The 25,718-nt window shown below is 66.5% G+C and carries 24 protein-coding genes and 1 tRNA gene; 17 read left to right on the top strand and 8 right to left on the bottom strand.

Annotation, left to right across the window (positions count from 1 at the left end):
* Window positions 1-3: 3 nt before the first annotated feature.
* Complete coding sequence (locus tag EGT50_RS09395; protein WP_127953397.1) at window positions 4-639, top strand: GNAT family N-acetyltransferase; 636 nt, start codon at window positions 4-6, stop codon at window positions 637-639.
* Between the two features lie 72 nt (window positions 640-711).
* Here EGT50_RS09395 and EGT50_RS09390 read toward each other — a convergent pair whose 3' ends face one another.
* A complete protein-coding gene (locus EGT50_RS09390) occupies window positions 712-1,425 on the bottom strand; it encodes an MspA family porin (RefSeq protein ID WP_127953394.1) in 714 nt (237 codons plus the stop codon).
* Window positions 1,426-1,839: 414 nt separating this feature from the next.
* Between EGT50_RS09390 and sepX the strand changes: the two genes are divergently transcribed.
* Both sepX and EGT50_RS09380 read left to right on the top strand, forming a co-directional pair.
* Window positions 1,840-2,667: a divisome protein SepX/GlpR gene (gene sepX, locus EGT50_RS09385; RefSeq protein ID WP_127953391.1), complete on the top strand. Its 828-nt coding sequence runs from the start codon at window positions 1,840-1,842 to the stop codon at window positions 2,665-2,667.
* A 167-nt stretch (window positions 2,668-2,834) separates the two neighbouring features.
* Window positions 2,835-2,910 (top strand) — tRNA-Ala (locus tag EGT50_RS09380).
* Window positions 2,911-2,991: 81 nt separating this feature from the next.
* Here the strand turns inward: EGT50_RS09380 and EGT50_RS09375 are convergent.
* A complete protein-coding gene (locus tag EGT50_RS09375; RefSeq protein WP_127953388.1) occupies window positions 2,992-3,408 on the bottom strand; it encodes a helix-turn-helix domain-containing protein in 417 nt (138 codons plus the stop codon).
* A gap of 232 nt (window positions 3,409-3,640) precedes the next feature.
* Between EGT50_RS09375 and EGT50_RS17000 the strand changes: the two genes are divergently transcribed.
* A complete protein-coding gene (locus tag EGT50_RS17000) occupies window positions 3,641-3,784 on the top strand; it encodes a hypothetical protein (protein WP_164873360.1) in 144 nt (47 codons plus the stop codon).
* 114 nt (window positions 3,785-3,898) lie between these two features.
* A complete protein-coding gene (locus EGT50_RS09370; RefSeq protein WP_127953385.1) occupies window positions 3,899-4,738 on the top strand; it encodes an SDR family oxidoreductase in 840 nt (279 codons plus the stop codon).
* A gap of 95 nt (window positions 4,739-4,833) precedes the next feature.
* On the opposite strand, the gene soxR is transcribed toward EGT50_RS09370, so the two are convergent.
* The gene (gene soxR / locus EGT50_RS09365) at window positions 4,834-5,289 is read right to left on the bottom strand and encodes a redox-sensitive transcriptional activator SoxR (protein ID WP_127953938.1); all 456 of its coding nucleotides are present in this window, start codon (window positions 5,287-5,289) and stop codon (window positions 4,834-4,836) included.
* Between the two features lie 92 nt (window positions 5,290-5,381).
* Between soxR and EGT50_RS09360 the strand changes: the two genes are divergently transcribed.
* Window positions 5,382-6,608, top strand: a complete 1,227-nt coding sequence (locus tag EGT50_RS09360) for an arginine deiminase (RefSeq protein WP_164873372.1) — start codon at window positions 5,382-5,384, stop codon at window positions 6,606-6,608.
* An 8-nt stretch (window positions 6,609-6,616) separates the two neighbouring features.
* On the opposite strand, the gene arsC is transcribed toward EGT50_RS09360, so the two are convergent.
* The gene (gene arsC, locus EGT50_RS09355) at window positions 6,617-6,982 is read right to left on the bottom strand and encodes an arsenate reductase (glutaredoxin) (RefSeq protein WP_127953382.1); all 366 of its coding nucleotides are present in this window, start codon (window positions 6,980-6,982) and stop codon (window positions 6,617-6,619) included.
* A 71-nt stretch (window positions 6,983-7,053) separates the two neighbouring features.
* Between arsC and EGT50_RS09350 the strand changes: the two genes are divergently transcribed.
* The 3 genes from EGT50_RS09350 (at window position 7,054) to EGT50_RS09340 (ending at window position 8,694) form a co-directional block, all read left to right on the top strand.
* Window positions 7,054-7,740, top strand: a complete 687-nt coding sequence (locus tag EGT50_RS09350) for an NAD(P)-binding oxidoreductase (protein WP_127953379.1) — start codon at window positions 7,054-7,056, stop codon at window positions 7,738-7,740.
* A gap of 41 nt (window positions 7,741-7,781) precedes the next feature.
* On the top strand, window positions 7,782-8,141 hold the full coding sequence (locus tag EGT50_RS09345; protein ID WP_127945402.1) for a GntR family transcriptional regulator: 360 nt from the start codon (window positions 7,782-7,784) through the stop codon (window positions 8,139-8,141).
* 124 nt (window positions 8,142-8,265) lie between these two features.
* The gene (locus tag EGT50_RS09340) at window positions 8,266-8,694 is read left to right on the top strand and encodes a DoxX family protein (RefSeq protein WP_127953376.1); all 429 of its coding nucleotides are present in this window, start codon (window positions 8,266-8,268) and stop codon (window positions 8,692-8,694) included.
* Window positions 8,695-8,769: 75 nt separating this feature from the next.
* Here the strand turns inward: EGT50_RS09340 and EGT50_RS09335 are convergent, their stop codons facing one another.
* On the bottom strand, window positions 8,770-10,329 hold the full coding sequence (locus EGT50_RS09335) for a dolichyl-phosphate-mannose--protein mannosyltransferase (protein WP_408014622.1): 1,560 nt from the start codon (window positions 10,327-10,329) through the stop codon (window positions 8,770-8,772).
* 23 nt (window positions 10,330-10,352) lie between these two features.
* Between EGT50_RS09335 and rsmI the strand changes: the two genes are divergently transcribed.
* Window positions 10,353-11,183, top strand: a complete 831-nt coding sequence (gene rsmI / locus EGT50_RS09330; protein ID WP_127953374.1) for a 16S rRNA (cytidine(1402)-2'-O)-methyltransferase — start codon at window positions 10,353-10,355, stop codon at window positions 11,181-11,183.
* A 444-nt stretch (window positions 11,184-11,627) separates the two neighbouring features.
* On the top strand, window positions 11,628-15,683 hold the full coding sequence (locus tag EGT50_RS09325) for an nSTAND1 domain-containing NTPase (RefSeq protein WP_127953371.1): 4,056 nt from the start codon (window positions 11,628-11,630) through the stop codon (window positions 15,681-15,683).
* On the opposite strand, the gene EGT50_RS09320 is transcribed toward EGT50_RS09325, so the two are convergent.
* The 3 genes from EGT50_RS09320 to metG form a co-directional block, all read right to left on the bottom strand.
* Window positions 15,604-16,899, bottom strand: coding sequence for an aminodeoxychorismate synthase component I (locus tag EGT50_RS09320; protein ID WP_127953367.1), 1,296 nt, complete (start codon window positions 16,897-16,899; stop codon window positions 15,604-15,606). The two genes, EGT50_RS09325 and EGT50_RS09320, sit on opposite strands and share 80 nt — an antisense overlap.
* A gap of 81 nt (window positions 16,900-16,980) precedes the next feature.
* Window positions 16,981-18,171, bottom strand: coding sequence for a DUF2786 domain-containing protein (locus EGT50_RS09315; RefSeq protein WP_127953364.1), 1,191 nt, complete (start codon window positions 18,169-18,171; stop codon window positions 16,981-16,983).
* A gap of 70 nt (window positions 18,172-18,241) precedes the next feature.
* Window positions 18,242-19,819, bottom strand: coding sequence for a methionine--tRNA ligase (gene metG / locus EGT50_RS09310; RefSeq protein ID WP_127953361.1), 1,578 nt, complete (start codon window positions 19,817-19,819; stop codon window positions 18,242-18,244).
* A 20-nt stretch (window positions 19,820-19,839) separates the two neighbouring features.
* Here metG and EGT50_RS09305 point away from each other — a divergent pair, with 20 nt between their 5' ends.
* From EGT50_RS09305 to lppU (EGT50_RS09280), 6 genes are all read left to right on the top strand, one after another.
* The gene (locus EGT50_RS09305) at window positions 19,840-20,679 is read left to right on the top strand and encodes a TatD family hydrolase (RefSeq protein ID WP_127953358.1); all 840 of its coding nucleotides are present in this window, start codon (window positions 19,840-19,842) and stop codon (window positions 20,677-20,679) included.
* A gap of 230 nt (window positions 20,680-20,909) precedes the next feature.
* Complete coding sequence (locus EGT50_RS09300) at window positions 20,910-22,037, top strand: resuscitation-promoting factor (RefSeq protein ID WP_127953356.1); 1,128 nt, start codon at window positions 20,910-20,912, stop codon at window positions 22,035-22,037.
* Window positions 22,038-22,046: 9 nt separating this feature from the next.
* The gene (locus EGT50_RS09295; protein ID WP_127953353.1) at window positions 22,047-23,174 is read left to right on the top strand and encodes a resuscitation-promoting factor; all 1,128 of its coding nucleotides are present in this window, start codon (window positions 22,047-22,049) and stop codon (window positions 23,172-23,174) included.
* A gap of 29 nt (window positions 23,175-23,203) precedes the next feature.
* Window positions 23,204-24,103 (top strand): 16S rRNA (adenine(1518)-N(6)/adenine(1519)-N(6))-dimethyltransferase RsmA, encoded by a 900-nt coding sequence (rsmA, locus tag EGT50_RS09290; protein WP_127953350.1) that lies wholly within the window; start codon window positions 23,204-23,206, stop codon window positions 24,101-24,103.
* 125 nt (window positions 24,104-24,228) lie between these two features.
* The gene (lppU, locus tag EGT50_RS09285) at window positions 24,229-24,819 is read left to right on the top strand and encodes an LppU family putative lipoprotein (protein ID WP_127953348.1); all 591 of its coding nucleotides are present in this window, start codon (window positions 24,229-24,231) and stop codon (window positions 24,817-24,819) included.
* 241 nt (window positions 24,820-25,060) lie between these two features.
* Complete coding sequence (gene lppU / locus EGT50_RS09280) at window positions 25,061-25,657, top strand: LppU family putative lipoprotein (protein WP_127953345.1); 597 nt, start codon at window positions 25,061-25,063, stop codon at window positions 25,655-25,657.
* Window positions 25,658-25,718: the final 61 nt, after the last annotated feature.

The raw sequence follows: 25,718 nt of genomic DNA, 5'->3' as shown, positions 1-25,718 counted from the left end.
AAGATGTCCGTTCATCCGGGTTGGCCGGCCCGGGTCGGTCCGCTGCGGGTTCGGGCCGGCCGAGTGACCCTGCGTCCCATTCGATTACGGGATGCTGGTGTGTGGAGCAGGCTGCGGATCGAGAATCGGGAGCACCTCGAGCCGTGGGAACCGACTGGGCAGGCGTCGTGGGCGGACCGGCACCACGTCACGGCGTGGCCCGGACTGTGCTCGAGCCTGCGAGCGGAGGCACGCCGGGGGCGGATGCTGCCGATGGCTATCGATGTCGATGGCTCCTTCCGCGGCCAGATCACGGTCGGAAACATTGTCCGCGGGGCATTGTTCTCGGCCTGGATCGGCTACTGGGTCGACCAAGCGGTGAGCGGCCAGGGAGTCGCAACGGCGGCGCTCGCCCTCGGCCTGGACCACAGTTTCGGTCCGATGGGTCTGCATCGGGTCGAGGCCACCGTGCGGCCCGAGAACGTCGCGAGCCGCGCGGTCCTGCAGCACGTCGGTTTCCGCGAGGAAGGCCTGTTGCGGCGATACCTCGACGTCGACGGTAAGTGGCGGGATCACGTGCTGGTGGCGATGACTGTCGAGGAAGTGCCCGGTTCAGTGTCCGATCGACTGGTCCGCGCCGGACGCGCCAGCTGGGCGTAGTCCCCGGCGCGGAAACGGCCCCGCCGGTGTCCCTACCCGGCGGGGCCGTTGGCCCATGTCACATGATGACTGTCAAACGACGATCGCGGGCCCGTAGCTCATGAGGACGTCGTCCGAGATGTCCGTCGTGGAGGTGAACAGTGCGTACGAGCGCACGGACACCAACCCGAGGGCGCCGTCGAGATCGAGGTGGATGTCACGTAGCGTGATCGCGCACTGGGTGTACGCGCATTCCTTCCGCTGCACCGCGACGGTCGCGATCTCGCCGGGGAGGACCTCCACCACGATGGCACCTTCGATCGGGGTCTCGATGGCGAACTCGACCGCCGCCTCGCCGAGGCCGAGGAGCGGGTCGAGGATGTCGAAGCCGAGGCTTCCGACTTCGACGGCCGCGGCTGGTGTCACTCCGGCGCCGGCTTCGAGAATGGCGCCGGCGAAGTCCACCTGGTAGCCGATCTGATAGCCGACCTCGAGCACGCCGCCGGTGTACGGGACTCTGCCTTCCCCGCCGACGGTCGCGAGGGCGCGCTGGGTCGCGAACATGTCACGTGAGGTGGGGACACCCGACAGCGGCGGAACACTGTTGATGGACTGTCCGGTCTGCAGGAGATTCAGTTCCCAGCCGTCGATGGTTGTGAGTTGGGCGAAGCTGTCTGGCTGATAGGTGATTGCGGCGCCGGCGGAGCCGACGGAAACGGTCAGCATCACCGCCGCGGCCCCTGCGATGACGGCGGTGCCGGAACGGGCGAGCCTACGGCGGAGAGAAGACCGGTGATTCACGTGCATGGGAATTCCTTGTCTTGAGTTTCGGCCGGCAGGCGCCGACCTCGGCCATAGTCGGGACGGCTGCCGAGTGGCTTTCGTCCGGTTCAGTATCCATTCTTTGTCACTGATTCGTATGATTTCGGCTACATGTTGCGCGGAATTCGATGACGAAAGTGCACAATTTCGAGTTACCTCTGTCCGTTACCTCCCTCTGGAGCGTGTTGCCGGATTTGCTGCCCCGGCGGCCAGTGGCCGGCGCACCGGAACTCGAGACCGCGATCTCCCTATTTCCCGAGAAGATGGTTGAGTGACGGGTGTGACTCCTGCGAAATTTGAGTCGGCGCGCCTGCGACAATGAGTGGGTCGATGCCACTACCCTGAACAGGGCCTTGGCGCCATCAGTGCTGGTCGACGAATGAGAGGGGGTCGCCGGGTATGCCGAGTTCCTCGATCATCTGGATCGCGCTGGTCGCCGTCTGGCTGTTCGTCCTGGTTCCGATGCTTGTCAACAAGCGGCCCCGCATCCGCCAGACGACGGATGCGGCGCTCGCAACTCGAGTGCTGTTCCAGGGTGGTGGCGAGCGTCCCGCGCGAGGTCTGGCTATCGGACATCGCTGGGGTGCGAACTGGCACTACGGACCTACCAGTCACAGCGATGACATCGACGGTGACGACATGTACGGCATACACGCGGAGGACCGAATGGACGTTCACACCGATTCCGAGGGGATGGATTCCGAGATGATGAACGTCGCGGACGACCGTGAGCGCGGCGCCGCGTGGGACTACGTACCGACCCGGCGCGGACGCGGCGGATTCGACCCCGAGGCCGACGCGATCGCGAGTGTGGCGCGGTACCAGTTCCGGCAGCGAGCAGTCCTCGGACTGGTGTTCGCCGCGATTCTCGCAGCAGCGCTGGCGATCGCTCTGAGCCCCGCGATCTGGTGGGCCTTCACGGCCTTTGGCTGCGGCCTCGTCGGCTACCTGACCTATCTGCGGCGCCAGGTCAATCTGGAGCAGGAGATCCGCCGCCGCCGGACAGCTCGCCTGGCCCGCTCACGCCTCGGCGTGGAATCGGACTCCGATGAGGAATTGCGCCTTGTGCCTTCGCGACTGCGTCGTCCCGGCGCCGTGGTACTCGAGGTCGACGACGGAGATCCAGCCTTCGAACATCTCGAGTACTTCGAGGAGACCGACGAGTACGAGGAGTATGCCGTAGACGACGAGTACGGCGACGCGATGCGGCGCGCGTCCGGCATGTGATGCGGACGCCTGAGCGGCAAAGCTCTCGGCTACCCCGGTGACCTTGCTACCCCGGCGACCTCGCATTGCTCTCTTGGTCGGCATGTGAAGCCTGAACAGGGGATTCGTTGTCCGAGGTCGTGTCCTGTTAGAGTTTGCGGGCGGTCAGCGCTAGTGGGCCGCGGCTCGGGGCTGTGGCGCAGTTGGTAGCGCGCTTCGTTCGCATCGAAGAGGTCAGGGGTTCGATTCCCCTCAGCTCCACCAGCAAGAGGACCCCCTCCTAGTAGGAGGGGGTCATTTTCTGGCCTCGGTCGCGCGGTATGGAGTGCTTCCGCCCGCCTCTGTTCAGGTCGATGCGTCTGGCGGAATCTCCGGGAGGCCCTCCGCTGCACGCAGCTTCTCTGCAAGTGTGGTCAGGAGTGACTGTGACTCCTCGGACAGGTCGAATGCGCGGGTCGTGAGTCTGCGTAGCGCGTAGCCCTGCAACTGCGACAGGAGTTCGAGGTCGTGGTCGACCTTCGCGGCGTAGATATCGTTGAAGAAGTACGCCGGCTTCACCTTGAAGAACTTCGCGAAGGCTGCGACCGTCTCGTCGGAGGGGTTGCTCCGCTGCCCCGAACGCAACTGCGAGATGTACGGCTTCGAGATCTTGTGACCGTCTGCGATGAGCGCGTTCGCCACTTCCGCGTTCGTGTGTGGCTTCCGTCCCGGGGGATGGACGCTCTCGAAGAGCCTGTTGAGCCGCGCGGCGAAGTCAGACATCGCGACGATAGTAGCACCAGAGATAGCCATAGGGTAGCTCGAAAATGGTGATTGATCGATTGTTCGATTCATCGCCGCCTCACTCCGCCCGCGACAGTGGAACATTCCTTTGAATGCCCAATAGCCTTGTGATAGCTCGATCGGCTCCGGGGTGGGGCGACGACCGCGTGACGCCGCGGAGGTCTGGAAAATGGCGGTGTCTGTAAGGAATATTGGATCCATGGACCGCAGAATGAGCGACAACGAATTGCGCAGGGCGATTCGAGTGCTTCGTGAGCGCGCGGATGAAGCCCGCACCCACGGGCGTCCCGAGGACGCGGAGGGAATCGAAAAGACCATCCGCGACTATCAGGACGAGATGACACACCGCCTCTGAAGCTTCCGCTCTTCGTCTTGGATCGGTGCCGAAGATCGCCCGGCACCGATCGCGGCACGTACACTGCCGGTCACGGATCGAATCAGATCGGCGAAGGTGGGGGAACAACAGGCGATGGCGATCAAAACGCTCGACGGTAAGAAGTGTCTGGTCACCGGGGCTGCCAGTGGTATCGGGCGCGCCACCGCGCTCGCTGCCGCTGCCCGGGGCGCGGAGCTGTTCCTCACCGACGTCAACGAGGTGGGCCTCGCGGAGACGGTCGCGGCAGTCGGCCGCGCGGGCGGCACGGTGAGTTTCTCGCGCGCGTTCGATATCTCCGACTTCGACGCGGTCACCGCCTTCGCGGACGCGATCCACGAGCAGTTCGGCAGTCTCGACGTGGTGATGAACGTTGCCGGGATCTCCGCGTGGGGCACCGTGGAGAACCTCGAGCACCGGCACTGGAAGTCGATGGTCGATGTGAACCTGATGGGGCCGATCCACGTCATCGAGCGATTCGTGCCCCCCATGATCGCGGCCGGACGGGGCGGCCATCTGGTGAATGTCTCATCGGCGGCCGGCCTGCTGGCGCTGCCCTGGCACGCCGCATACAGCGCCAGCAAGTTCGGACTGCGTGGTGTGTCCGAGGTGCTGCGCTTCGACCTCAAGCGACATGGCATCGGTGTGAGCCTCGTCGTTCCTGGAGGGGTTCGTACGCCCCTCGTGGGCACGGTCGAGATCGCGGGCGTGGACCGCTCCGATCCGCGGATCGTGAAGCTCACCAGCCGATTCGAGAAGCGCGCCGTCACACCTGAGAGGGTGGCCGATTGCATCCTCGAAGGCATCGAGAAGAACCGCTTCATGGTGTACACGTCCAGGGACATCCGGTTCGGGTATTGGTGGGCCCGAAAATTCGCCCCGCCGTACGAGTTCGTGATGCAGAAGGCCAACGACCAGTTCAGCAAACTGCTGTAGGCCTCGGAGTGAACTGCAGTCCCTGTGCGCCGCGGCACGCCGGCGGTCGAGACCGAACCTCGTGACGGAACGGCAACAGCCGCAACACTTCAGGTTCAGTCCAGGTCGACGTCAAGGTCTCGGGCGCCCGGCCCGGCCTCTCCCAGTTCGTCGTGCGGGTTCGCCAGCGCGCAATCGGGGAGGGAGAGACATCCACAGCCGATGCAGTTGGTCAGATGGTCGCGCAGCCGCGTGAGCTGCTCTATCCGGCGGTTGAGGTCGGCGTGCCAGCGGCTGGACAGGCGGGCCCAGTCGTCGAGGGTGGGCGTGTGGCCGTCGGGCAGGGTCGAGAGCGCGTCGTGGATCTCGGGGAGCGGGATGCCGACACGCTGTGACACCCGTATGAACGCGACCCTGCGCAGCATGTCCCGCTTGTATCGGCGCTGGTTGCCGCTTGTGCGGCGGCTCGAGATCAGCCCCTCTCGCTCGTAGAAGAGCAGCGCCGAGACCGCCACTCCGCTGCGGTCGGACAGCTCCGCCGGGGTGAGCTCCTTGGCGTTCGATTCCTGCATGGCCACGACGTCGGCCCTCCAGTGCCGATAGCCCCGACGATAGTCCTGGATTGCGGGGTGCCGAGAGTCGTGCGCGGGACTACCGTTTACCCATGAGCGTGCGAGAACGTCCCGCGTTGGGCGTCGACACCGAAGTGGGAACGCTGCGGGCGGTGCTGCTGCATCGGCCCGGCGACGAACTCAGGCGCCTCACGCCCCGCAACAATGATCAACTTCTGTTCGACGGACTACCTTGGGTGGATCGCGCCCAGGACGAGCATGATGCGTTCGCCGATCTGCTGCGCGATCACGGGGTAGAGGTGCTGCTGCTCGCCGACCTGCTCACCGAAACCCTGACGACGAGCGGGGCGGCGCGCATGCAGGGCATCGCGGCCGCTGTGGACCCACGCAAGCTCGGACACGCGTTGGCCGAGGACCTGGCCGCCCACCTGCGCGGTGTACCTGCCGTCGAACTGTCCTCGATCCTGACCGCCGGTATGACGTTCGACGAGTTGCCGATCGGCACCGGCGCCGCGACACCCTCGTTGGTGCGTCTGATGCATCACGGTGCCGACTTCGTCATCGACCCGCTGCCCAATCTGCTCTTCACGCGGGACTCGTCGTTCTGGGTCGGTGGCCGGGTCGCAATCACCTCGCTAGCACTCCCGGCGCGGGTGCGGGAGGCGTCTCTGACCGATCTGATCTACGCGCACCACCCGCGATTTCGCGGAACGCGGCGGGCATACGAGTCGCACACCGCGCCGGTCGAAGGTGGAGACGTGTTGTTACTGGCACCCGGTGTGATCGCCGTGGGAGTCGGGGAACGTACCACGCCGGCGGGTGCGGAAGCGTTGGCACGCAGTGTGTTCGAGGACGAACTCGCGCACACCGTGCTTGCGGTACCCATCGAGCAGAGCCGAGCGTCGATGCACCTCGACACGGTGCTGACCATGGTCGACTCCGACACCGCGGTGATGTATCCCGTGGTGCGGGATACATTGTCGGCGTACACGATTCGCTACGATGACGGGCTGGTCGCCATTGGTGGGCCGGAGCCGTTCCTCGAGGCCGCGGCGTCCGCGATGGGCATCGACAAGCTCAAGGTGATCGACACAGGGCTGGACCACGTTGTCGCCGAACGTGAGCAGTGGGACGACGGGAACAACACCCTCGCGCTCACGCCCGGTGTCGTGGTGGCCTATGAGCGTAACGTCGAGACGAATGCCCGGATGGAGGCGTCCGACATCGAGGTGCTGCGGATCGCCGGATCCGAGCTGGGGTCGGGCCGGGGCGGACCACGGTGTATGGCGTGTCCACTTGCTCGCGATCCGCTGACCTGACCGCCGATCTAGAGGATCTCGCGCACCTTTTCGTAGGGGCGCGCCAGGACGGTGCCGCGATCGGTTACGACGATCGGCCGTTCGATCAGGATCGGGTGGTCGACCATCGCTTCGAGCAACTCGTCCTCCGACGCCGTCGCCAGACCGAGTTCTTTGTACAGCGCCTCCTTCTTACGGATGGCCTCGCTCGGGCGCAGGCCGGCGTCGTCGAGGAGCTTGCGCAGGCCGTCGCGCGAAGGCGGCGTCTCGAGGTACTTGACGACGGTCGCCTCGATGCCGGCTTCCTCGATGAGCTTCAGCGTGTTCCGCGAAGTACTACAGCGGGGGTTGTGGTAGATCGTTGCGGTCTTCGCGGTGTCCTCAGTGCCTGCCATGCAGCCATTGTGCACGGGACAATGGGCAGTGAGCGCGTACGTCATGCCGAACCGAACCCAAGGAGTCCACCATGACCGATCGACGGATCGTCATCGCAGGCGGCCACGGCAAGATCGCCCGGCACCTGATCAAGTTGCTCACCGCCTCGGGAGACCGCGCAGTGGCGCTGATCCGAAATCCCGAACACGAGGGCCCGGTGCGTGCGCTCGGGGCATATCCGGCGATAGTGGACCTCGAGAACGCCACCGTCGACGAGGTCGCGGAGTTGCTGCACGGCGCCGACGCTGTGGTGTTCGCGGCCGGCGCCGGACCGGGCAGCGGTGCCGCTCGCAAGGACACAGTCGACCGCGGTGCGGCGGTGCTGACCGCGGAAGCCGCCGAGCGTGCTGGGGTGCGGCGTTACCTGCAGGTCAGCTCGTTCGGTGCCGGGGAGGCGATCCCTGGGGGCATCGACGAGGTGTTCGCCGCATACCTCGAGGCGAAGACGGCGGCCGAGGAAGACCTGCGCCAGCGCGACGGCCTGGACTGGACGATCCTGCGTCCGGGAGGTCTTACTGACGAGGACCCGACCGATGAGGTGACGCTCACCGAGCCTCCGCTCGAGCGCGGGACCGTGTCGCGGGCCGACGTCGCCGCGGTCATCGCGGCCCTCCTCGGGTCGGGAGAGGACAGCCGCGCGCCCGCGGCCGTGGGCCGGACGTTGATGCTGACGGAAGGCACGACGCCAGTCCACGACGCGGTGGCCGCGTTACCGTGAATCCATGAGTTCTTACGGCGGCTGCGACGAAAGGGGTGTCCGTGGAGATCGAGATCGACCACGACTCGGGTGTACCGCCGTTCGAGCAGCTGCGGGTACGCATCCTCGAACTCGTGCGAAGTGAGGAGCTGGTCGCGGGAACGAAGATTCCCACCGTGCGCAAACTGGCCGCCGACCTGGGCATCGCGCCCAATACTGTGGCCCGAACGTATCGGGAACTCGAGCAGCTCGGGGTGATCGAGACACGAGGGCGCCTGGGGTCCTTCGTCGCAACGTGCGGCGACCCGACGCGGGCGAAGGCACAGCAGGCGGCTACGGAGTACGTCGCGGCGGTCCGTCGGATGGGGATTTCCGACGAGGATGCGGCGACCTTTGTCCTGACCGCGCTCAAGGGGCCCTGAATCCGCGGGTCGAATCAGAATCCGCGGGTCGAATCAGAATCCGCGGGTCGAATCAGTAAGTTCAAGTCCGTAAGTCTCCAGCGGGCAGCTGCCCCGCGTGTCCATTCTCATCCGGAGGACTCTCATGAACTCGGTAGCGTTCCGTGATGTCACCCTGCTTCTCGGCCGCATCGGAATCGGCGTCATCTTCATCGCTCACGGTTGGCAGAAGTTCTTCGACTTGGGCATCAGCGGCACTCAGGCCATGTTCACGGACATGAGCGTCCCACTCGCCGACATTGCCGCGATCATCGCCGCGACATTCGAGTTGGTCGGCGGAATCGCGCTGCTGATCGGATTCGCGGCCCGCATCGCGGGCGTCCTGTTGTTCCTGGTCATGCTAGGAGCGTTCTCGTTTGTTCACATCGACAACGGCATCTTCGTCGGCGATGGCGGCTATGAGTTGGTGCTTGCACTCGGCGCCGGGTCGCTGCTGATCGCCGGGGTGGGAGCCGGTCGTATCAGCGTCGATGCGTTCGCCGGCAAGAACTCCCGCATCCTTTCCCCGTCGTGATCGAGGCCCGTCGTGGTCGAGGCACCGTCATGATCGAGGCCCCGTCATGATCGAGGCACAGCCGAGCGCCCACCGTCAACGCCAGCTCGGAAGCCACAGCTCCCACTGCCACATCTGTTGAGTGATCGGCAGGGCCGTGAGGATCGGGAACAGCCACACGAAATTCGCGACCACGAGCCCTATGTACAAGCAGACGGCGAGCAGTCCAGTGCCACGTCGCTCGGGTGAGGCACTCGCTTTGCCGAGGATCTCGCCAAGGATGAGCGCGATCGCCATCACGAAGAAGGGGGCCAGCGGGACCGCGTAGAAGTAGTACATCTGCCGGTCCAGCGTCGCGAACCAGGGCAGGAGTGCGGCGGCGTAGCCGGTGAGCACCGTCGCGTACCGCCAGTCGCGGCTGATGAACGTGCGCCACAGCGCCCACCCGAGCACCGGCACCGCCAGCCACCACATCGCGGGGGTGCCGATCAGCATCACTGCTTTGACGCAGTCCGATCCGCCGCACCCGGACACGCGGTCGCCTTCGGCGAAGTAGTACAGCATGGGGCGCAGCCCCATCGGCCACGTCCACGGCTTCGACTCCCACGGATGGTGGTTGCCCGCCGAATTCGTCAGGCCCGAATGGAAGTCGAGCACCTTGCCGCTGTAGTACCACAGCGACCGCAGCGCGTCAGGAACGAACGAGAACGATCCTCCGGTGCCTATCTGGTTGCCGACCGCATGCCGGTCCACACCGGTTTCGCTCGCGAACCACGGGCTGTAGGTCGCGAGGTAGACGACCAGGGGCACGAGCACCAGCGCGTACAAGGACGGGCCGATGTCCCGAACGGCGGTCCCGACCCAGGCTCGGCGAACCCCGTACGCGCGGCGCGCGGCGATGTCGAAGCCGACACACATCAGTCCGAAGAACGCGATGAAGTACAGGCCGGACCATTTGGTGCCGACCGCCAGCCCGAGCATGATGCCCGCGCCGAACCGCCACCACCGCACGCCGAGGCGAGGTCCGAGGTCCGAGACTGCGATCCGGCCCTCGGAGCGGACCTTGGCCATTCGCTCGCGTACCTGATCGCGATCGACGACGAGGCAGCCGAGCGCCGCGACGGCGAACAGTGTCAGGAAGATGTCGAGCATCCCGAGACGAGACGAGACGAACGTGACGCCGTCGACGATCAGAAGAACGCCTGCGATGGCGCCGATCAGGGTCGATCGGCTGAGGCGCCTGACGATCCGGACCACGAGCAGCACCAGGATCGTCCCGGCGACAGCCGACGCGAAGCGCCAGCCCCACGCGTTGTAGCCGAACAGCGCCTCGCCAATCGCGATCAGCTGCTTGCCGACTGGGGGATGCACCACCAGCCCGTAGCCCGGGTTGTCCTCGAGTCCGCCACCGGTGAGTACTTGCCAGGCCTGCGGTGCATAGTGCTTCTCGTCGAAGACTGGCGTTCCGCCGTCGGTGGGGTAGTTGAGCATCGCGAACCGCGTGATCGCGGCGAGCGTCGTCACGATCAAGGTGACGACCCACCCCCGCATGCGGTCGGTGGGCCCGAAGTCGGGGGCGGGTGCGAGCGGTGCCGGACTCGCAAAATGGGTGCTGTCGGACGACGGCACGGGACGCTCGTCCGTCAGCTGGGTCACGTGTCGATCGTAGGCTGTCACCCATGGCTGGTCGTCTCATCCTCGCCGCGACTCCGATGGGCGACATCGGTGACGCCTCCGATCGGTTGCGCGCCGCACTCGGATCCGCCGACGTCGTCGCAGCGGAGGACACCCGCCGAACCAAGGCACTCGCGGCCGCGCTGGGGGTCACCGTTGCCGGGCGAGTCGTGAGTTTCTACGACCAGGTCGAGGTCACCCGGTTGCCTGCCCTCGTCGCGGACATCGAACAGGGACGCACGGTCTTGCTCGTCACCGATGCGGGAATGCCCTCGGTGAGCGATCCGGGCTACCGACTCGTCGCCGCGTGTGTCGAGCACGACCTGCCGGTGACGTGCTTACCCGGACCGTCCGCGGTCACGACGGCGCTGGCGCTGTCGGGGTTGCCGGTCGAGCGGTTCTGTTTCGACGGATTTGCTCCGCGGAAGCAGGGGCAGCGTCGCGCGTGGCTGGAGACGTTGCGGACCGAGTCGCGCGCATGCGTCTTCTTCGAGGCGCCACACCGTTTGGCGGGCTGTCTCGCCGACGCGGTGGACGTCCTCGGCGGGGAACGTCGTGCAGCTGTCTGTAGGGAGCTGACGAAGACCTACGAAGAGGTCCGCCGCGGCTCCCTTGCCGAGTTGGCCGACTGGGCGGTCGGAGGTGCCCGAGGGGAGATCACAGTCGTCCTCGAGGGCGCACGACCGGCCTCGGTGGCTCCCGAGGATCTGGTCGCGGAGGTAGAGGGCCTCGTTGCCGACGGCGTCCGACTCAAGGATGCGTGCGCACAGGTCGCAACCAATGGCGTCTCGAAGAGAGAGTTGTACGAGACCGTGCTTGCCGCCCGCCGGGACTGAAGTCGCCGGGTTGTGTGATTGGGGGCCCCGCCGCCCCCCGCCGAGCGACGTATCCGCGTATAGGAGCCTCGACCGAAATCGAAGCCCGCTCGTCGGAGTCGCCGGCCGCATCGGCGGGGCCGCACCCAACGGCAACGTCAGGCCCCAAAATCGCAAGCTGTTCCGGCTGGGACTACCCCTCGTTGCTTCAGCCCCGGCCGGAAACACGCTCCGACCCGTGGCCGTCGTGCCTCGAAATCGACTTTGCCCCGTTTCATCCATGGCCCGAAACCGAAGAGTCCGCACGAGACGCTATCATCGCAGCTCGCGTGCGGTGAGGAATTTTTCCGCAGCGGAACTCGACCGGATGTCCGCGCCCTCGGAGGGCGCGGACATCGTGTCGAGTAGACGGAAACCGGGTCCGCGGATCGGCGCGGAACGGGGATCGAGGAGGAACACGGGGCGATGGCGTCCGAGAAGGAACTGCAGTCCAACGCACAGCAGGACAGTGCGTCGGCGCGCTTGTTGTTCGCCGACCAACTGCGGCTGCTATTCGCGACCGCTGGTGGCCCACCGCTCAAGAAAGTCGTGTCCGACGCTACGGCACTCAACCGGTCGATGGGTGGGGACAAGCCTGCGTCGATCCAGCGGGTGAGTGACTGGCGGTCCGGCAAACGGGTACCGGCCACATTCGACTCCGTCCGGCCGGTCCTCCTGGCGCTCATCCAGACTGCCCGTTCGCTCCACGATGGCCCGCCGCCGACGGACGGACTCTTCTCGATGAAGCAGTGGGAGGCATGGTGGCGAAGTGCCAACGCGGTCGCCTCCTCGCGGTCAGTCGGCGGCAATGCCGAACCGATCGCCCAGACGCTTCCCGAGGGCGTGCGGCCCTATCGAGGACTCGCGCCCTACCGAGAAAAGGACGCGCGGCTGTTCTTCGGACGACAGCCCAGCGTCGACAGACTCGCCAGCACCGTGCTGTCGGCTCGAGGCCAAGGCATGGTCGTGGTCACCGGCGCGTCCGGCGTCGGCAAGTCGTCACTCGTACAGGCGGGGCTGATTCCGGAACTGCGTGGTCGCGACGGTGGTAACGAGCACGAAGCCCCTTTCGTGCCCATCGTGTTCACGCCCGGGGCACACCCGCTTGCCGCGCTCGTCGCTGCAGTTCCCGAACTGGGCGACTGCGTCGCAGCGCCCGATCATGAGCAGGTCGGGCAAGCTCTGCGCAACGCGGCGGACCGGGTGAAAGGCAACCAACTGCTCCTCGTCGTCGACCAGATCGAGGAACTCTTCACCCAGTGTTCCGACCCGGAGGAGCGAACGCGGTTCTTGACGGTGCTCGATCACGCCGCGATCGAACTGCCCGATCATGATCCTTCCGAGACAGCCTCCGTCGTCGCGACCATGCGATCTGACTTCTACGCGCAGGCGCTCTCCTTCCCCGTGCTCGCGTCCGCACTGGAACAGCGCAGCAAGACGGTCTCGCCACTGCGCTGCGAAGACGTCGCCGAGGTCATTACGCAGCCCGCCCGGATGATCGGGCTCAAACTCGAGGCCGGCCTGGTCGACCTGATCCTCAGCGATCTCGGTGTGCTCGCCGCCGGTGAGGGGAGCAGCACGGTACTGCCACTGGTTTCCCACCTTCTCGACACGATGTGGGAACGACGCAACGGTGGCCAGCTGACGGTCGCGGATTACCGCGAGACCGGCGGCGTGCAAGGCTCCATCAAGTCGGCCGCCGAGCGTGCGTGGGAGCAACTCGGCGACCGGGAACGTGCCCTCGCCAGAGCGATGATGGTGGGCCTCGTTTATGTCACGAACACCGGCACCGACGTGAAGAACCGTCGTACGCTCGCGCAGCTTGTTGCCGTCGAGGGCGACGACACCGGCGCCGGCCGCCGAGTGATCGACCACTTCGTCAACGCGAGGGTGCTCGTGGTCGACGGTGACGACGTCGAGTTGATTCACGACGCGGTGATCGCCGCCTGGCCCCGGCTCGCACAATGGATCAAGGAAGACCGCTCGTGCTCGGCGCTACGTCAACAGGTCGAGACTGATGCTCTCCACTGGGAGGAATCGAACCGCAGTAGCAGCCTGCTCTACCAACGCGGTCGGCTCGACCTGATTGCCGAGCAGGCAACCAAGCAGTCCGACACCACGGCACCCCCCGCGTCCTGGCTGCCTGAGGTTACGGGGTCGCTGACGCCCGCGGCCGCCGACTTCCTCGACGCGTCCGCGCGTCAGGTTCGCCGGCAGGCGTGGCTGGAGCGGACTGTGATGCTGGCTCTCACCTTCTCGACCGTCATCGCGGTCGTCATGGGTGTTGCAGCACTCGGAGCCAAGTCGCGTGCCGAGAACGAGCGCAGTACCGCGCAGTTCCAGCAGGTCGTGGCTCTGGCCGATGCCCTCCGCGAGAGCGACCCGACCACTTCGGCGCAGTTGTCGCTCGAGGCTTGGCAGATGCGCCCCGGCAGTGACGACGCCTTCTCCAGGCTGGTTGCCACCGAGAACACCCCGATCTCACGCACCCTGGCTGGCCACACCGGCCCCATCTATGGGGTGGCCATTTCGCCAGACGGGCGTCTGCTCGCGACCGCGAGCGACGACCGGACGGTGCGGTTGTGGGATTTTTCCAATCCCTCCGACCCCGTCCAGGTGGGAAGCAACCTGAGCGGATCCGAACAGTACATGGCCTCGGTGTCGTTCAGCCACGACGGCCGACTGCTCGCGGCGGGCAGCGGCGACGGGAAGATCTGGATCTGGGACATATCCAACCCTTCGGAACCGAGAGCGCTCGTCGACGGGGTTCGGACGGCGTCCGGCGCGGTCCACAACGTGCGATTCAGCCCCGAGGGTCGATCGCTCGCGGTTCCCCACGACGACGGCTCCGTCACGCTGTTCGATACCTCCGCCCCTGCCGCCGGCAAGTTGCCCACCTGGACGCTGCGGGGTCATTCCGGCGCGGTGCGGACGGTCTCGTTCCGTGGTGAGTCGATCCTTGCGACGTCGAGCGACGACCGGACCATCCGGTTGTGGAACATCACCGACCCCGCGCGCCCGGTCCAGATCGGGCGTGAGCTGTCGGGCTTCGACGACGTCGTGCACTCGGTCGCGTTCAGTCCCGATGGTCGCAGCCTCGCCGCCAGTAGCGATGACGGACTGATCCGCATCTTCGACACCACCGACCTTGCCAAGGTGCGGCTGATCGGTGCACCCGTCTCGGCGCATACCGGCGGGATCTGGACCATCGCGTTCGCGCCCGATGGGGCGACGCTGGCGAGTGCGTCGTGGGACGGGACCGCGAAACTGTGGTCGGTCGATCCGTCGACTCGCGCGCTGCGTGAGATGAAGCCGGATCTCACCGGAAACGGTGGTGGTGTGCCCGCGCTCGCATTCTCCCCGGACGGGTCCACGATCGTGACCGGCGGTCAGGATTCGATGGTCCGGATCTGGACACTGGCACCCGGCACTGTCCCGGTGTCCGGTGCGGCGATGACGTTGCCCTCGATGAGTCGAGACGGAACGCTGCTCGTGACCGCCGGGTACGACGCAGCGGTGCGACTGTGGTCGATCGACAAGCGGGGCCAAGTGGAGCCGATCGGGGAGATAGAGGTTCCGCGTCCCTTCGGTGGTGCGAACGTCGCGGTGCTTTCTCCGAACGGCAGGATCCTCGCGACCACAAAGACCTCGGGTGGCCAGGTCCGGTTGTGGGACGTTCACGACCCGGACCGACCGGTGCCGTTCGGGCCGCCGATTCCGACGGAGACCCGGTTCACGTTCGAGATGGCGTTCAGCCCCGATGGGCGGACACTCGCGATCGGCGACGACGACTTCAGCGTCGCGCTGTGGAATATCGAGGATCCCGGTTCCCCAGTCCGTTTGGGGCCAAGCCTGACAGGGCCGGGCAATCTCGTGCGGACCGCGCAGTTCAGCCCGGACGGCGACCTGCTCGTGGCGGCAAGCGCGGACGACAATGACGTCCATGTGTGGGATGTCACCGACCCTTCCGCTCCCGCCCCGCGCCCGCTGCGCGGCGCCGGGCACGAGGGTGGCGTGAACGCTCTCTCATTCAGCCCCGACGGTTCGACACTGGTCACCGCGAGTGACGATCACACGCTCCTGCTGTGGGATCGCGACGACGACGGTGGGTTCACCCAGCGTCCGGGGCCTCTGCGCGGGCACACCGGCACCGTGTACAGCGTCGCGTTCAGCAGCGACGGTTCGCGTGTCGTCAGCGGATCTGTCGACGGCTCGGTCCGCTTGTGGAGCGTCGCGGACGACAATGGCGAGGCGGTCGGCGGACCGTTGACGACGATCGGCAAGGGTCGGTGGCAGGTGGCGTTCCTACCGAAGGTCGACCTGGTGGTCGCCGGTGGCGGTGACGGTGTATTGCGCACGTGGCGACTTGATGCGGACGCCGTCTCGACCCGGATCTGCAGCGCTACGTCCGAGCCGGAACCGGATCGGTCCGGGCACATCGAGATGCCGGAGTTAGGTCTTCGTGCGTGTGGGAAGACGTGAGTGTCACGATGCTCTTCGCCTTGTCGAGGCACTCCTGCCATTCGGCATCGGGATCCGAATCGATCGTGATCCCGCCGCCGACGCCGAGTCCCACGTCGCCGTTCACATCGAACTCGACGGTGCGTATAGCGACGTTGAGTTCGAGGCCAGCGACGGGGCTGTGCATTCCGACCGTGCCGCAGTAGACACCGCGCGGGTCCGGCTCCCAGGCCGACAGCAGTTGTCGAGCAGAGTGTTTGGGACACCCGGTGACGGACGCCGGTGGGAAGGCGGCCTGCAGTAGTTCCGAGGTATCGACCGAGTCCGGAACCGTCGATGCCACGGTGGAGACCAGATGCCACACCCCGGGAGCCGGTTTGACGCGCAAGAGGTCGGTCACGCGGACCGATCCAGGTTCCGCGACCTTTCCCAGGTCGTTTCGGACGAGATCGACGATCATCACGTTCTCGGCGACATCCTTGACCGAGTTGCGCAGGAGCGCGGGATCCGCGTCGAGGGGGAGGGTGCCCTTGATGGGGCTCGACGTGACGGTCCGGCCGCGCCGCGAGAGGAAGAGTTCCGGTGACAGCGAGGCGACGGCACCCCACCGGCCCTGCACGAACGCCGCACGGGCGGGCCGGGTCCGATCGACCGCGTCGGAGAAGAAATCGACGGGTAGACCGGAACTAGTGCCGTGGAACCGTGCGCACACGCACGCCTGGTAGACGTCTCCGCGGGCGATCGCGTCCAGGCAGTCTTCGACGCCCCGGCGGTGCGCCTGCCGGTCTGGTTCGGTCCAGTCGATGTGCCACGGCGCCGGGGGGACCTCCGGGCGGCGCACCGCCTGCGCGACATCGACCGGGCACGGCTCGTCGAGAAGGCTCTCGAACCACCAGCATCCCGACGAGTCCAGGCGCACAACGTAATCGGTCCAACCGCCGGCCGCGGTCGGCAGTGCGCCCCTCCGGTCCGGATAGCCGAGGTAGCCGATCCATCCGCCGCCGATGAGTGGCCCGTCGGCTGCCGGAGCCTCAGGTGTGACGTAGGGCGGAAGGGTGAACGCGGTGTCGGGTTCGCATGGTTCCGCCCGGACGCTGGGTGCGATGACGGCAGCGGTGTCGAACCATCGCCCGATCAGGCCTGCCGGCGGTGGAAGCTGCCGCGACCGGGCCCGCCGAGCCAGTGCGCGGAGGACGTCGGCGGCGCGACCACCGTCTCCCAGTCGCTCGATCCGCATTGGTCCAGCTTTCCATGAGCCAGCGGTTCCGCCCTCACCGGTCCGTGGCTGCGGCCCGACAGGCACACGGGATGCAGCGCGTCACCGGGTGATCCCGCATTCGCCTGCTGTCACCGAGGCTCGATCGGCGGCTGACTGACCGGCGTGCCATCCGTCGGCGTCCACGCGTCGATTTCGGGACGTCCTAGTTGCCGGGAACAAGCGATCGAACTCGGCGTCGACGGCCGCGGAGCGCGAGGCCAACACCGGGAGCAGGTCGTCGATCTGCACATTCGCGTCCACGGCAGCCTCGGCGGTGGCACGGCTGTCGGTCTCCTCGAGTCGCTGGCCGATGCGCACCGCGAAACCGAACAGGAACGCCTTGCGAAATGACCCAGTCCGGGATGTTCCCCGCTCGCCCGCGCCAGCCGTATGCATTGCCCGCGTCGCCTGGACCGACAGCGACGTGAACAGCAGGTCGACCTGCTCGAGGTCGATTGGGTTGCCGACGACGGTTGCGATCGCGAACCTGTCGAACCACACCGTCCGTACCCGGTTCGCCTCACCGATCGCGGTCAGTAGATGCACCTTCTCCCGTACGTACGGGTTGTCGAGGTGAATGCGACGGCTGCGCACCGCCGGGGACGGCGGGTCGACGCTGTTGAGGAGCGCGGCACCTATCGCGTACCGCGTCATGAGCTCCTGCGCCTTAGCCGTGAGAGTCTCCGCCTCCTCGACGAACTCGGTGGCCTCGGCCTTGGCCAGCAGTCCGCGGACCCTGCTCAGAGCTCGGGGGTCGGTGGCGTCGGCGCTGGGTACGTCGTGTTGGACTTGCGCGCGAGTCCAAGCCGACGGTGGCTCGCACAGCCGGTTCAGGCGGGGAAACTCGAGCCAGAGCACCGTCAAGTCGAGCCACTCGCGCACCCCGATCTGCCAGCTGGCTGCCTCCAGGGCCGCTGCGAAATCGTCGGGCTCGCAGTGCGCGGGCAGTCCCTCGGCGAACCGTGCAGCATCAGGTTCGGCGTCCGCGATCCGCGAGAGCTGCACCCGCCAGTCCTGCGGTGCCAGGGTCCATGCGCGCGACGCCCGTGCCTGGAACAGCAGCGCGGCGGCAGCAGTCGGGGCGGTCCTGGTACCCAGTGCACGACGGGTGACGTGCAGGACGTCGGCCGGCTGCCAGCCGCGCTCATACGCGTCGGCGAGCGCGGTGATGAGTCCTGCCGCCGACCGATGTCGTGGCGGCACGTCGGCGAAGCGTTCCTCTGTTCGAAAGTATGTTCTATTTCTCCCCATGCGCGCGAGTGTGCACGAGTGGACCGACAACTTTCGGTGAGTGACTACAACTCCTGGCCGCTCGCAGCGATCACTCCGCGGTCGACTCCTCGACGAAGCGGGGGAACACGCCAACCGGCTTCGGGAGCGCTGTGCCAGGCACGATGCGGCTGCCAAGATCCGCGAAGGTCCGTGCGTCGGGGGCCTGGCCGACGAGGTCGAGGAGCTTCTCGGCGGATCCAGGCATTACCGGCTGGACAAGGATGCCGACGATGCGCACCACCTCGAGCGTCACGTACAGCACCGTCGCCATCCGGGCGGGGTCGGTCTTGCGCAGTACCCAGGGCTGCTGCTGCGAAAAATACCGGTTGGTCTCGCCCAGTACGTGCCAGATGGCGTCCAATGCGAGGTGGAGGGCCTGCACGTCGATCTCCGCACGGACCTTCTCGAGCAGTGCATCGGCTTGCGCCAGCAGAGTGCTGTCCTCGTCGGTGAGCTCGCCGGGTGTCGGGACCTGCGCGTCGCAGTTCTTCGCCACCATCGACAGCGAGCGCTGTGCCAGATTGCCCAGCTCGTTCGCCAGGTCCGTGTTCATTCGGGTGACGATCGCCTCATGGCTGTAGCTGCCGTCCTGGCCGTACGAGATCTCGCGCAGCAGGAAGAAACGGACCGCGTCGAGGCCGTACTGCTCCACCATCGCGAGCGGGTCGACGACATTCCCGACCGACTTCGACATCTTCTCGCCCCTGTTGAACAGGAAGCCGTGGACGAAGACACGCATCGGTAGCTCGATGCCCGCCGACATCAGGAACGCCGGCCAGTACACGGTGTGGAACCGGGTGATGTCCTTGCCGATGATGTGCAGGTTCGCGGGCCAGTATTTGCGGAACGCCTCCGACTGGGTGTCCGGGAACCCGGCGCCCGTCAGATAGTTGGTGAGCGCATCGACCCACACGTACATGACGTGTTCCGGGTTGCCCGGCACCTGGACGCCCCAGTCGAACGTGGTCCGCGAGATCGACAGATCCTTCAGTCCGCTCTTGACGAAGCTGAGGATCTCGTTGCGGCGCGTGGCCGGGGCGATGAAGTCGGGATTCTCCTCGTACAGCGCTAGGAGGCGATCCTGGTATTTGGACAGCCGGAACGTGTAGTTCGACTCCTCGGTCCACTCGACCGGTGTGCCGGTCTCATTGGCCTCACGCGTCCCGTCGGCGAGGATGGTGGTCTCTTCCTCGGCATGGAAGGCCTCGTCACGGACCGAATACCAGCCCGAGTAGGTGTCGAGGTAGATGTCGCCCGCCTCGACCATGCGCTCCCAGATCGCCCTGCTCGCCTCGATGTGGTCGGCGTCCGTCGTCCGGATGAACCGGTCGTACGAGATGCCGAGGGCCTGATCCATCGCCTCGAACACGTCCGAGTTGCGCGCGGCGAGGTCGCGGACGTCGATGCCCTCTTTGGAGGCGGTCTGCTGCATCTTCAGGCCGTGCTCGTCGGTGCCGGTCATGAAGAACACGTCGTATCCGTCGAGGCGCTTGAAGCGCGCGATCGCGTCGGACGAGATGTACTCGTAGGCGTGCCCGATGTGTGGGGCGCCGTTGGGGTACGCGATGGCGGTCGTCAGATAGAACGGGGGCCGCGACGGCTGGGCAGGCGAGGAGGGCACAGTCATGGTGCGCCTACTCTATCGGCGTGCCCAAAGATCGTCCCGCCCCGGACCTGCCCGAGCCGCTCTCTCCGCTCGTCGACGCACACACCCACCTGGACGCGTGCGGTGCGACCGATGCCGCGACGGTAGCTGAGATCGTCGACCGCGCTGCGTCTGTCGGCGTCGAGCGGGTCGTCACCGTGGCCGACGATCTGGCGGCCGCACGGTTCGCCGTCGACGCTGCGAACTGGGACGGACGAGTGTTCGCGGCGGTCGCGATCCATCCGACGCGGGCCAACACACTCGACGACGCCACCAAGGCCGAGGTCGAGCGCCTCGCCGCGGACCCGCGGGTGGTGGCGGTGGGAGAGACCGGCCTGGACCTGTACTGGCCGGGCAAACTCGAGGGCTGTGCCACCCCAGAAGAGCAGGAAGATGGCTTCCGCTGGCACATCGACCTCGCGAAGCGGCTCGGAAAGCCGCTGATGCTCCACAACCGCGAGGCCGACGCCGACCTGCTGCGGGTCCTCAACGAGGAGGGCGCACCCGAGTCCGTGATCTTCCACTGCTTCTCGTCCGACGCGGCGATGGCGCGAGCCTGCGTGGAGGCCGGTTACGTGCTGAGCTTCTCCGGCACAGTCAGTTTCAAGAACGCGAAGGCGTTGCGAGAGGCCGCGCTTCTGGTCCCTGCCGATCAGCTGTTGGTCGAGACGGACGCGCCCTACTTGACCCCGCATCCGTTCCGAGGGGCACCCAACCAGTCCTACTGCCTGCCGTATACCTTGCGGGCGCTGGCCGAGGTGCGTGGCGAGGATCCGGTCGAGTTGGCCAAGGAGTCGACAGCGACGGCCGAGCGCGTCTACCGGCTGCCGGCGCGCAGTTGACTCTCGGCCGCACCGCCCATTCTTGACCGTGACATGCGGGTTCCCGCGTGTCGGGATGAAGGCTGGGCATCCAGGCTGACAGCGGAACCGTAGCCATTTCGTGGCTGACAGGCGATGTGGTAGAGATCTTCGTGGTGACAAATGTGGCGACCGACACGGAATAGTTGCCAGATCAACGCCCTGTCGTTACCTTGCTGTTATCGAACTTGCTGTCGGCCCCAGGACTTCACGTGTCGCTCTTCGCTCGGATCAACACCACAAGGTCTCCGCTTCTCTATGTCGTGGTTGCTTCACTCTTCGCGACGCTGCTGGTCGGTGGCGGTCTGGTCGTTGCCCGACACAAGACGATCACCCTGAACGTCGACGGCGAATCCATCTCGCTCACCACACTGCAGTCCGAGGTCGGGTCCGCCGTCGAAGCCGCGGGCTACCCGATTGGCGAGCACGACGCGGTCGCTCCCAACGCCGACTCGACTCTGTCCGACGGCGACACCGTTGTCCTTCGGCGCGCCCGTGAGATCGCGCTGACGGTCGACGGCGAACCGCGCACGGTGTGGTCGACGGCCCTGACCGTCGACGACGCGATGCGCCAATTCAGCCTCGCCAGCGATGCCTACGTATCGGCATCACGTGGCGAGCGGATCCCGATCGAGGGTATCGCGCTCGACGTCGTCAACGCCAAGACCGTGAAGGTATCCGACGGTGGGGCCCCGTCCATCGAGACGCGGGCCGCCGCACCGACGGTCGGCGAGTTCCTCGCCGTCACCGACGCGTCGCTCGAGCAGGGCGACACGGTCGAGCCGGCCCACGACACCGAGCTCACGGATGGCCTCGACATCGTCGTAACCCGCAACCGCACCGAGACGCGCACGGAGACAGAGCCCGTCCCGGCGCCCGAGCATCGCGTCGACGACCCCGAGCTGACCGAGGGTCAGACGACCGTGGAGACCCCAGGGGTGCCCGGCGAGCGCACCGTGACGATGACGGTCACGACCGTCAACGGTGTCGAGACGGATCGGCAGGAGCTGTCGTCTTCGTTGCTCCGTGAGGCCATTCCGGCGGTCGTACGGGTCGGCACCAAGCCCCGGCCGTCGGCACCGTCCGTGTCGGACGGCTCGGTGTGGGACCTGCTCGCTCAGTGTGAGGCGACGGGCAACTGGGCGATCAACACCGGCAACGGGTTCTACGGCGGCCTCCAGTTCACCCAGCGCACTTGGGCCGGATTCGGTGGAACGCAGTACGCGGCGCGCGCGGATCAGGCGACACGGGAGGAGCAGATCGCTGTCGCCATGAAGGTGCAGGCAACGCAGGGCTGGGGTGCGTGGCCAGCTTGTACGCGCAAGTTGGGTCTCCGGTAAGGGATCACGATGTCGTCGCTGGCGAAGATCAACTCGAGCCGCTCGCCGCTGCTGTACAGCGTGGCGGCTGCGACGTTCGCGACCCTGACCGTCGGTGGCGGAATCGCGGTGGCGCAGCACAAGACCGTCACCGTCGACGTGGACGGGGAATTGATCACGCTGGGCACCATGTCATCGGACGTCGGTGGCGCGATCTCGGCGGCCGGGTATTCACTCGGTGACCACGACCTCGTTGCTCCCGCATCGGATGCGTCCCTGCGTGACGGAGACACGGTAGTCCTACGTCGCGGCCGGGAGCTCGTGCTCACCGTGGACGGTCAGGAGCGCACGGTGTGGACCACGGCGATCACCGTCGACGAAGCACTCAACCAGTTCCACCTCGCCGCCGACGTGCACGTCTCCGCCTCCCGTTCGCAACGCCTCCCACTGGAGGGCGCGGATCTCGAGGTCCTCAATCCGCGCTCGGTGAACCTGGCCGACGGCGCCGCCGACCCTGAGGTGGTCCGGCTCGCGGCACCCACTGTGGGCGAGTTCCTCGCCGCACACGGCAGTCCGCTCGAGCAGGCCGATACCGTCGTTCCCCCTGCAGATACCTCACTCACTGACGGCATGACGATCAGTGTGACCCGTTCCCGGGTCGAGACCCTGGTGCTCACGGAGCCGGTCGAGCCGCCGGAAGAACGATTCGAGGACCCGACGATGAACATGAGCCGTTCGGTCGTCGAGGACCCGGGCGTTCCGGGCGTGGCAGAAGTCACATATGAGATCACCACCGTCAACGGGGTCGAGACCGGCCGCCAATCGGTGGCGACCACGGTCACGACGCCGGCCCAAGCCGCCATAGTGCGGGTCGGCGCCAAGCCGGGCACCGAGGTGCCTCCGGTGGAGAACGGCGAAACGTGGGACGCGCTCGCGCAGTGCGAAGCGGGCGGGAACTGGGCGATCAACACCGGTAATGGCTACTACGGTGGGGTGCAGTTCAACCAGGGCACCTGGGAGCGGCAGGGCGGACTGAAGTACGCGCCGCGTGCGGATCTTGCGACCCGCGAGGAGCAGATCGCGATCGCGACCCGTACCCAGCTGACGCAGGGCTGGGGTGCGTGGCCTTCGTGCAGCAGTCGGTTGGGCCTGCGCTGACCATTCGCTGCGTGCGTTAGGTTCGTCGGGTGTCAGACGCCGCACCGCCCCCCGCCTCACCGCGCGGACTTGCCGCTCTGCTCGGTCCCGCCGAGGTTCGCACCCTCGCCGAGGAATTCGGGGTGCGCCCCACCAAGCAGCTCGGCCAAAACTTCGTTCATGACGCCAACACTGTCCGCCGGATCGTGACGTCGGCCGGTGTCGGCCCCCAGGACACCGTGCTCGAGGTCGGCCCGGGCCTCGGCTCGCTGACACTGGCGTTGCTCGACGTCGTCGACAAGGTGGTGGCCGTCGAGATCGATCCCCGACTGGCGGCGCGCCTACCCGAGACCGTCGCCGATCGCGCGCCCGAACTGGCTGATCGGCTGAGCGTGGTCGGCGCCGACGCGATGCGGGTGATGCCCCACGACGTTCCCGGCGAGCCCACCGCGCTGGTCGCGAACTTGCCCTACAACGTGGCGGTGCCGGTGCTGCTGCATCTGTTCGCGGAGTTCCCCGGAGTGCGCACCGCACTCGTGATGGTGCAGTCCGAGGTTGCGGACCGGCTGGCTGCGGCACCGGGTAGCAAGGTGTACGGCGTGCCGAGCGTGAAGGCCAACTTCTTCGGCACGGTCAAGCGCGCCGGAGCCGTGGGACGGGCCGTGTTCTGGCCCGTGCCGCAAGTAGAGTCCGGTCTGGTCCGCATCGATCGCTACACCGAGGAGCCGTGGCCGCTGGACGCCGGACACCGGCGTCGGGTTTTCGAGGTCATCGATGCAGCGTTTGCGCAGCGGCGCAAGACACTTCGCGCCGCGCTCGCCGGGTGGGCGGGATCGCCCGCGGAGGCGGAGCGACGTCTCGTCACCGCGGGTATCGAACCTTCCACGCGTGGTGAGAAGCTCGACGCGGCCGCTTTCGTGCGTTTGGCTGCGGCAGCGGAAGCTCCCTAGCACTCGACCTACTCGATTCGTGCCGAACGGTTCCTTCCATGACAATGATGCGCGCGATCGCTGCGTGAACGATCGTCGGAGCCTGGTCTCCGAGGAGTGAGTCGAGGGGAAGGGCTTGACAAGCAATGTGGGCGTTAGTGAGACGATCGATCGGTGCGGGCGCTGTGGCGGCGGCGACGATGCTGGCCGCGGCCTGCGGCGGATCCACGGAGGGTACTGCGACGGCGGCGGACGCAGCGTCTGAGTCCTCCTCGCCGAGCTCGGCGATGATTGCCGGCCAGGAAGGCAGCGACCTCGGTGGCGATATCGACCTCGATGTCGAGATCGGTGACTGCGTGCGCGTGGGTGGGTCCACGGATGACGCAACGATCGACGAAGCTGCCTGCGGCAGTGTCGAGTCCAACTACAAGGTGGTGGCCAAGGGGATGGAGAGCGAGCAGTGCCCGTCGGACGTCAACCAAATCATCTACTCCGAGAGCAGGTGGGGCAGTGAACTCGGCGTCCTGTGTCTCGACGTCGATTGGGTGTTGGGCGGGTGCATGAGCCTGGATGGCGAAGATCCGCAGCGTGTGGAGTGCGACGATCCGGACGCGCTAGGTATGGAGCGGGTCACAGAGATCCTCGAGGGTGTCGCCGACGCCGACCTTTGCCCGGACGGAGGATTCGTCTACGACGAACGAGAGTTCACGGTGTGTGCCGAAACTGTTCGCGCGTAGTAGCGAACGACGGGAAGGCCCGGAGGGAAAGGCGCCCTCCGGGCCTTCATTGCCGCGCGGTTCTATGACGACGAGCTGAACCGCGTTGGCGGCGGCAGTGGAGACCTTCTGGTCGCTCGACCTGCACGATTCGTGCCGAACGGTTTCCCTCTATCACAATGATGCGCGCGATCGCCGAGTGAACGATCGCCGGAGCATCGTCTCCGCAGGACTGATTCGAGGGGAAAGGTTTAGCAAGCGGATGTGGACGTTAGTAAAACGATCGATCGGTGCGGGCGCTGTGGCGGCGGCGACGATGCTGGCCGCGGCCTGCGGTGGATCCGCGGAGGGCACCGCGACGGCGGCAGACGCGGCACCTGAGTCCCCCTCGCCGAGCACGGAGACGGTTGCCGGCCAGGAAGGTAGCGACAGTGGTGGCCGGGTCGATATCGATGTCGAGATCGGTGACTGCGTGCGCCTGGGTGGGACCCAGGACGCCGCGACGATCGACGAAGCTGCCTGCGCCAGTGTCGAGTCCAACTACAAGGTGGTGGCCAAGGCAAGGGAGATCGATCAGTGCCCGTCGGACGTCGACCAGATTTACTCCGAGAGCATGTGGGGCAAGGAGACCGGTGTGCTGTGTCTCGATGTCGATTGGGTCGTCGGCGGGTGCATGAGCCTGCCCGCGAGCAACGATGAGGATCCGCAGCGCGTGGAGTGCGACGACCCGAACGCGACCAGCGTCGAGCGGGTCACGGAGGTCCTCGAGGGTGTCGCCGACGGCGACCAGTGCCCGGAGGGAGGATTCGTCTACGACGAACGACTGTTCACGGTGTGTGCCGAAACGGTTAGCACGTAGCAGCCAACATCCGTAGCAGCGAACGACGAGAAGGCCCGGAGGGGATGGCGCTCGCCCTCCG

Source organism: Rhodococcus xishaensis (assembly GCF_004011825.1).
GTDB classification, from domain to species: domain Bacteria; phylum Actinomycetota; class Actinomycetes; order Mycobacteriales; family Mycobacteriaceae; genus Prescottella; species Prescottella xishaensis.
Note: the sequence above shows the minus strand (reverse complement) of the source record. Positions and strands in the feature narration are given on the sequence as shown.

Excerpts from the sequence above, each read along its gene's own strand:
- EGT50_RS09395 (WP_127953397.1), top strand. The coding sequence starts at position 4 with ATGTCCGTTCATCCGGGTTGGCCGGCCCGGGTCGGTCCGCTGCGGGTT.
- soxR (WP_127953938.1), bottom strand. The coding sequence starts at position 5,289 with ATGCAGGAATCGAACGCCAAGGAGCTCACCCCGGCGGAGCTGTCCGAC.
- EGT50_RS09350 (WP_127953379.1), top strand. The coding sequence starts at position 7,054 with ATGACCGATCGACGGATCGTCATCGCAGGCGGCCACGGCAAGATCGCC.
- EGT50_RS09320 (WP_127953367.1), bottom strand. The coding sequence starts at position 16,899 with ATGCGGATCGAGCGACTGGGAGACGGTGGTCGCGCCGCCGACGTCCTC.
- EGT50_RS17000 (WP_164873360.1), top strand. The coding sequence starts at position 3,641 with ATGAGCGACAACGAATTGCGCAGGGCGATTCGAGTGCTTCGTGAGCGC.
- lppU (WP_127953348.1), top strand. The coding sequence starts at position 24,229 with ATGTGGGCGTTAGTGAGACGATCGATCGGTGCGGGCGCTGTGGCGGCG.
- EGT50_RS09360 (WP_164873372.1), top strand. The coding sequence starts at position 5,382 with ATGAGCGTGCGAGAACGTCCCGCGTTGGGCGTCGACACCGAAGTGGGA.
- lppU (WP_127953345.1), top strand. The coding sequence starts at position 25,061 with ATGTGGACGTTAGTAAAACGATCGATCGGTGCGGGCGCTGTGGCGGCG.
- EGT50_RS09315 (WP_127953364.1), bottom strand. The coding sequence starts at position 18,171 with ATGGGGAGAAATAGAACATACTTTCGAACAGAGGAACGCTTCGCCGAC.
- EGT50_RS09340 (WP_127953376.1), top strand. The coding sequence starts at position 8,266 with ATGAACTCGGTAGCGTTCCGTGATGTCACCCTGCTTCTCGGCCGCATC.
- EGT50_RS09295 (WP_127953353.1), top strand. The coding sequence starts at position 22,047 with ATGTCGTCGCTGGCGAAGATCAACTCGAGCCGCTCGCCGCTGCTGTAC.
- metG (WP_127953361.1), bottom strand. The coding sequence starts at position 19,819 with ATGACTGTGCCCTCCTCGCCTGCCCAGCCGTCGCGGCCCCCGTTCTAT.
- EGT50_RS09375 (WP_127953388.1), bottom strand. The coding sequence starts at position 3,408 with ATGTCTGACTTCGCCGCGCGGCTCAACAGGCTCTTCGAGAGCGTCCAT.
- sepX (WP_127953391.1), top strand. The coding sequence starts at position 1,840 with ATGCCGAGTTCCTCGATCATCTGGATCGCGCTGGTCGCCGTCTGGCTG.
- EGT50_RS09325 (WP_127953371.1), top strand. The coding sequence starts at position 11,628 with ATGGCGTCCGAGAAGGAACTGCAGTCCAACGCACAGCAGGACAGTGCG.
- arsC (WP_127953382.1), bottom strand. The coding sequence starts at position 6,982 with ATGGCAGGCACTGAGGACACCGCGAAGACCGCAACGATCTACCACAAC.
- rsmI (WP_127953374.1), top strand. The coding sequence starts at position 10,353 with ATGGCTGGTCGTCTCATCCTCGCCGCGACTCCGATGGGCGACATCGGT.
- EGT50_RS09370 (WP_127953385.1), top strand. The coding sequence starts at position 3,899 with ATGGCGATCAAAACGCTCGACGGTAAGAAGTGTCTGGTCACCGGGGCT.
- EGT50_RS09390 (WP_127953394.1), bottom strand. The coding sequence starts at position 1,425 with ATGCACGTGAATCACCGGTCTTCTCTCCGCCGTAGGCTCGCCCGTTCC.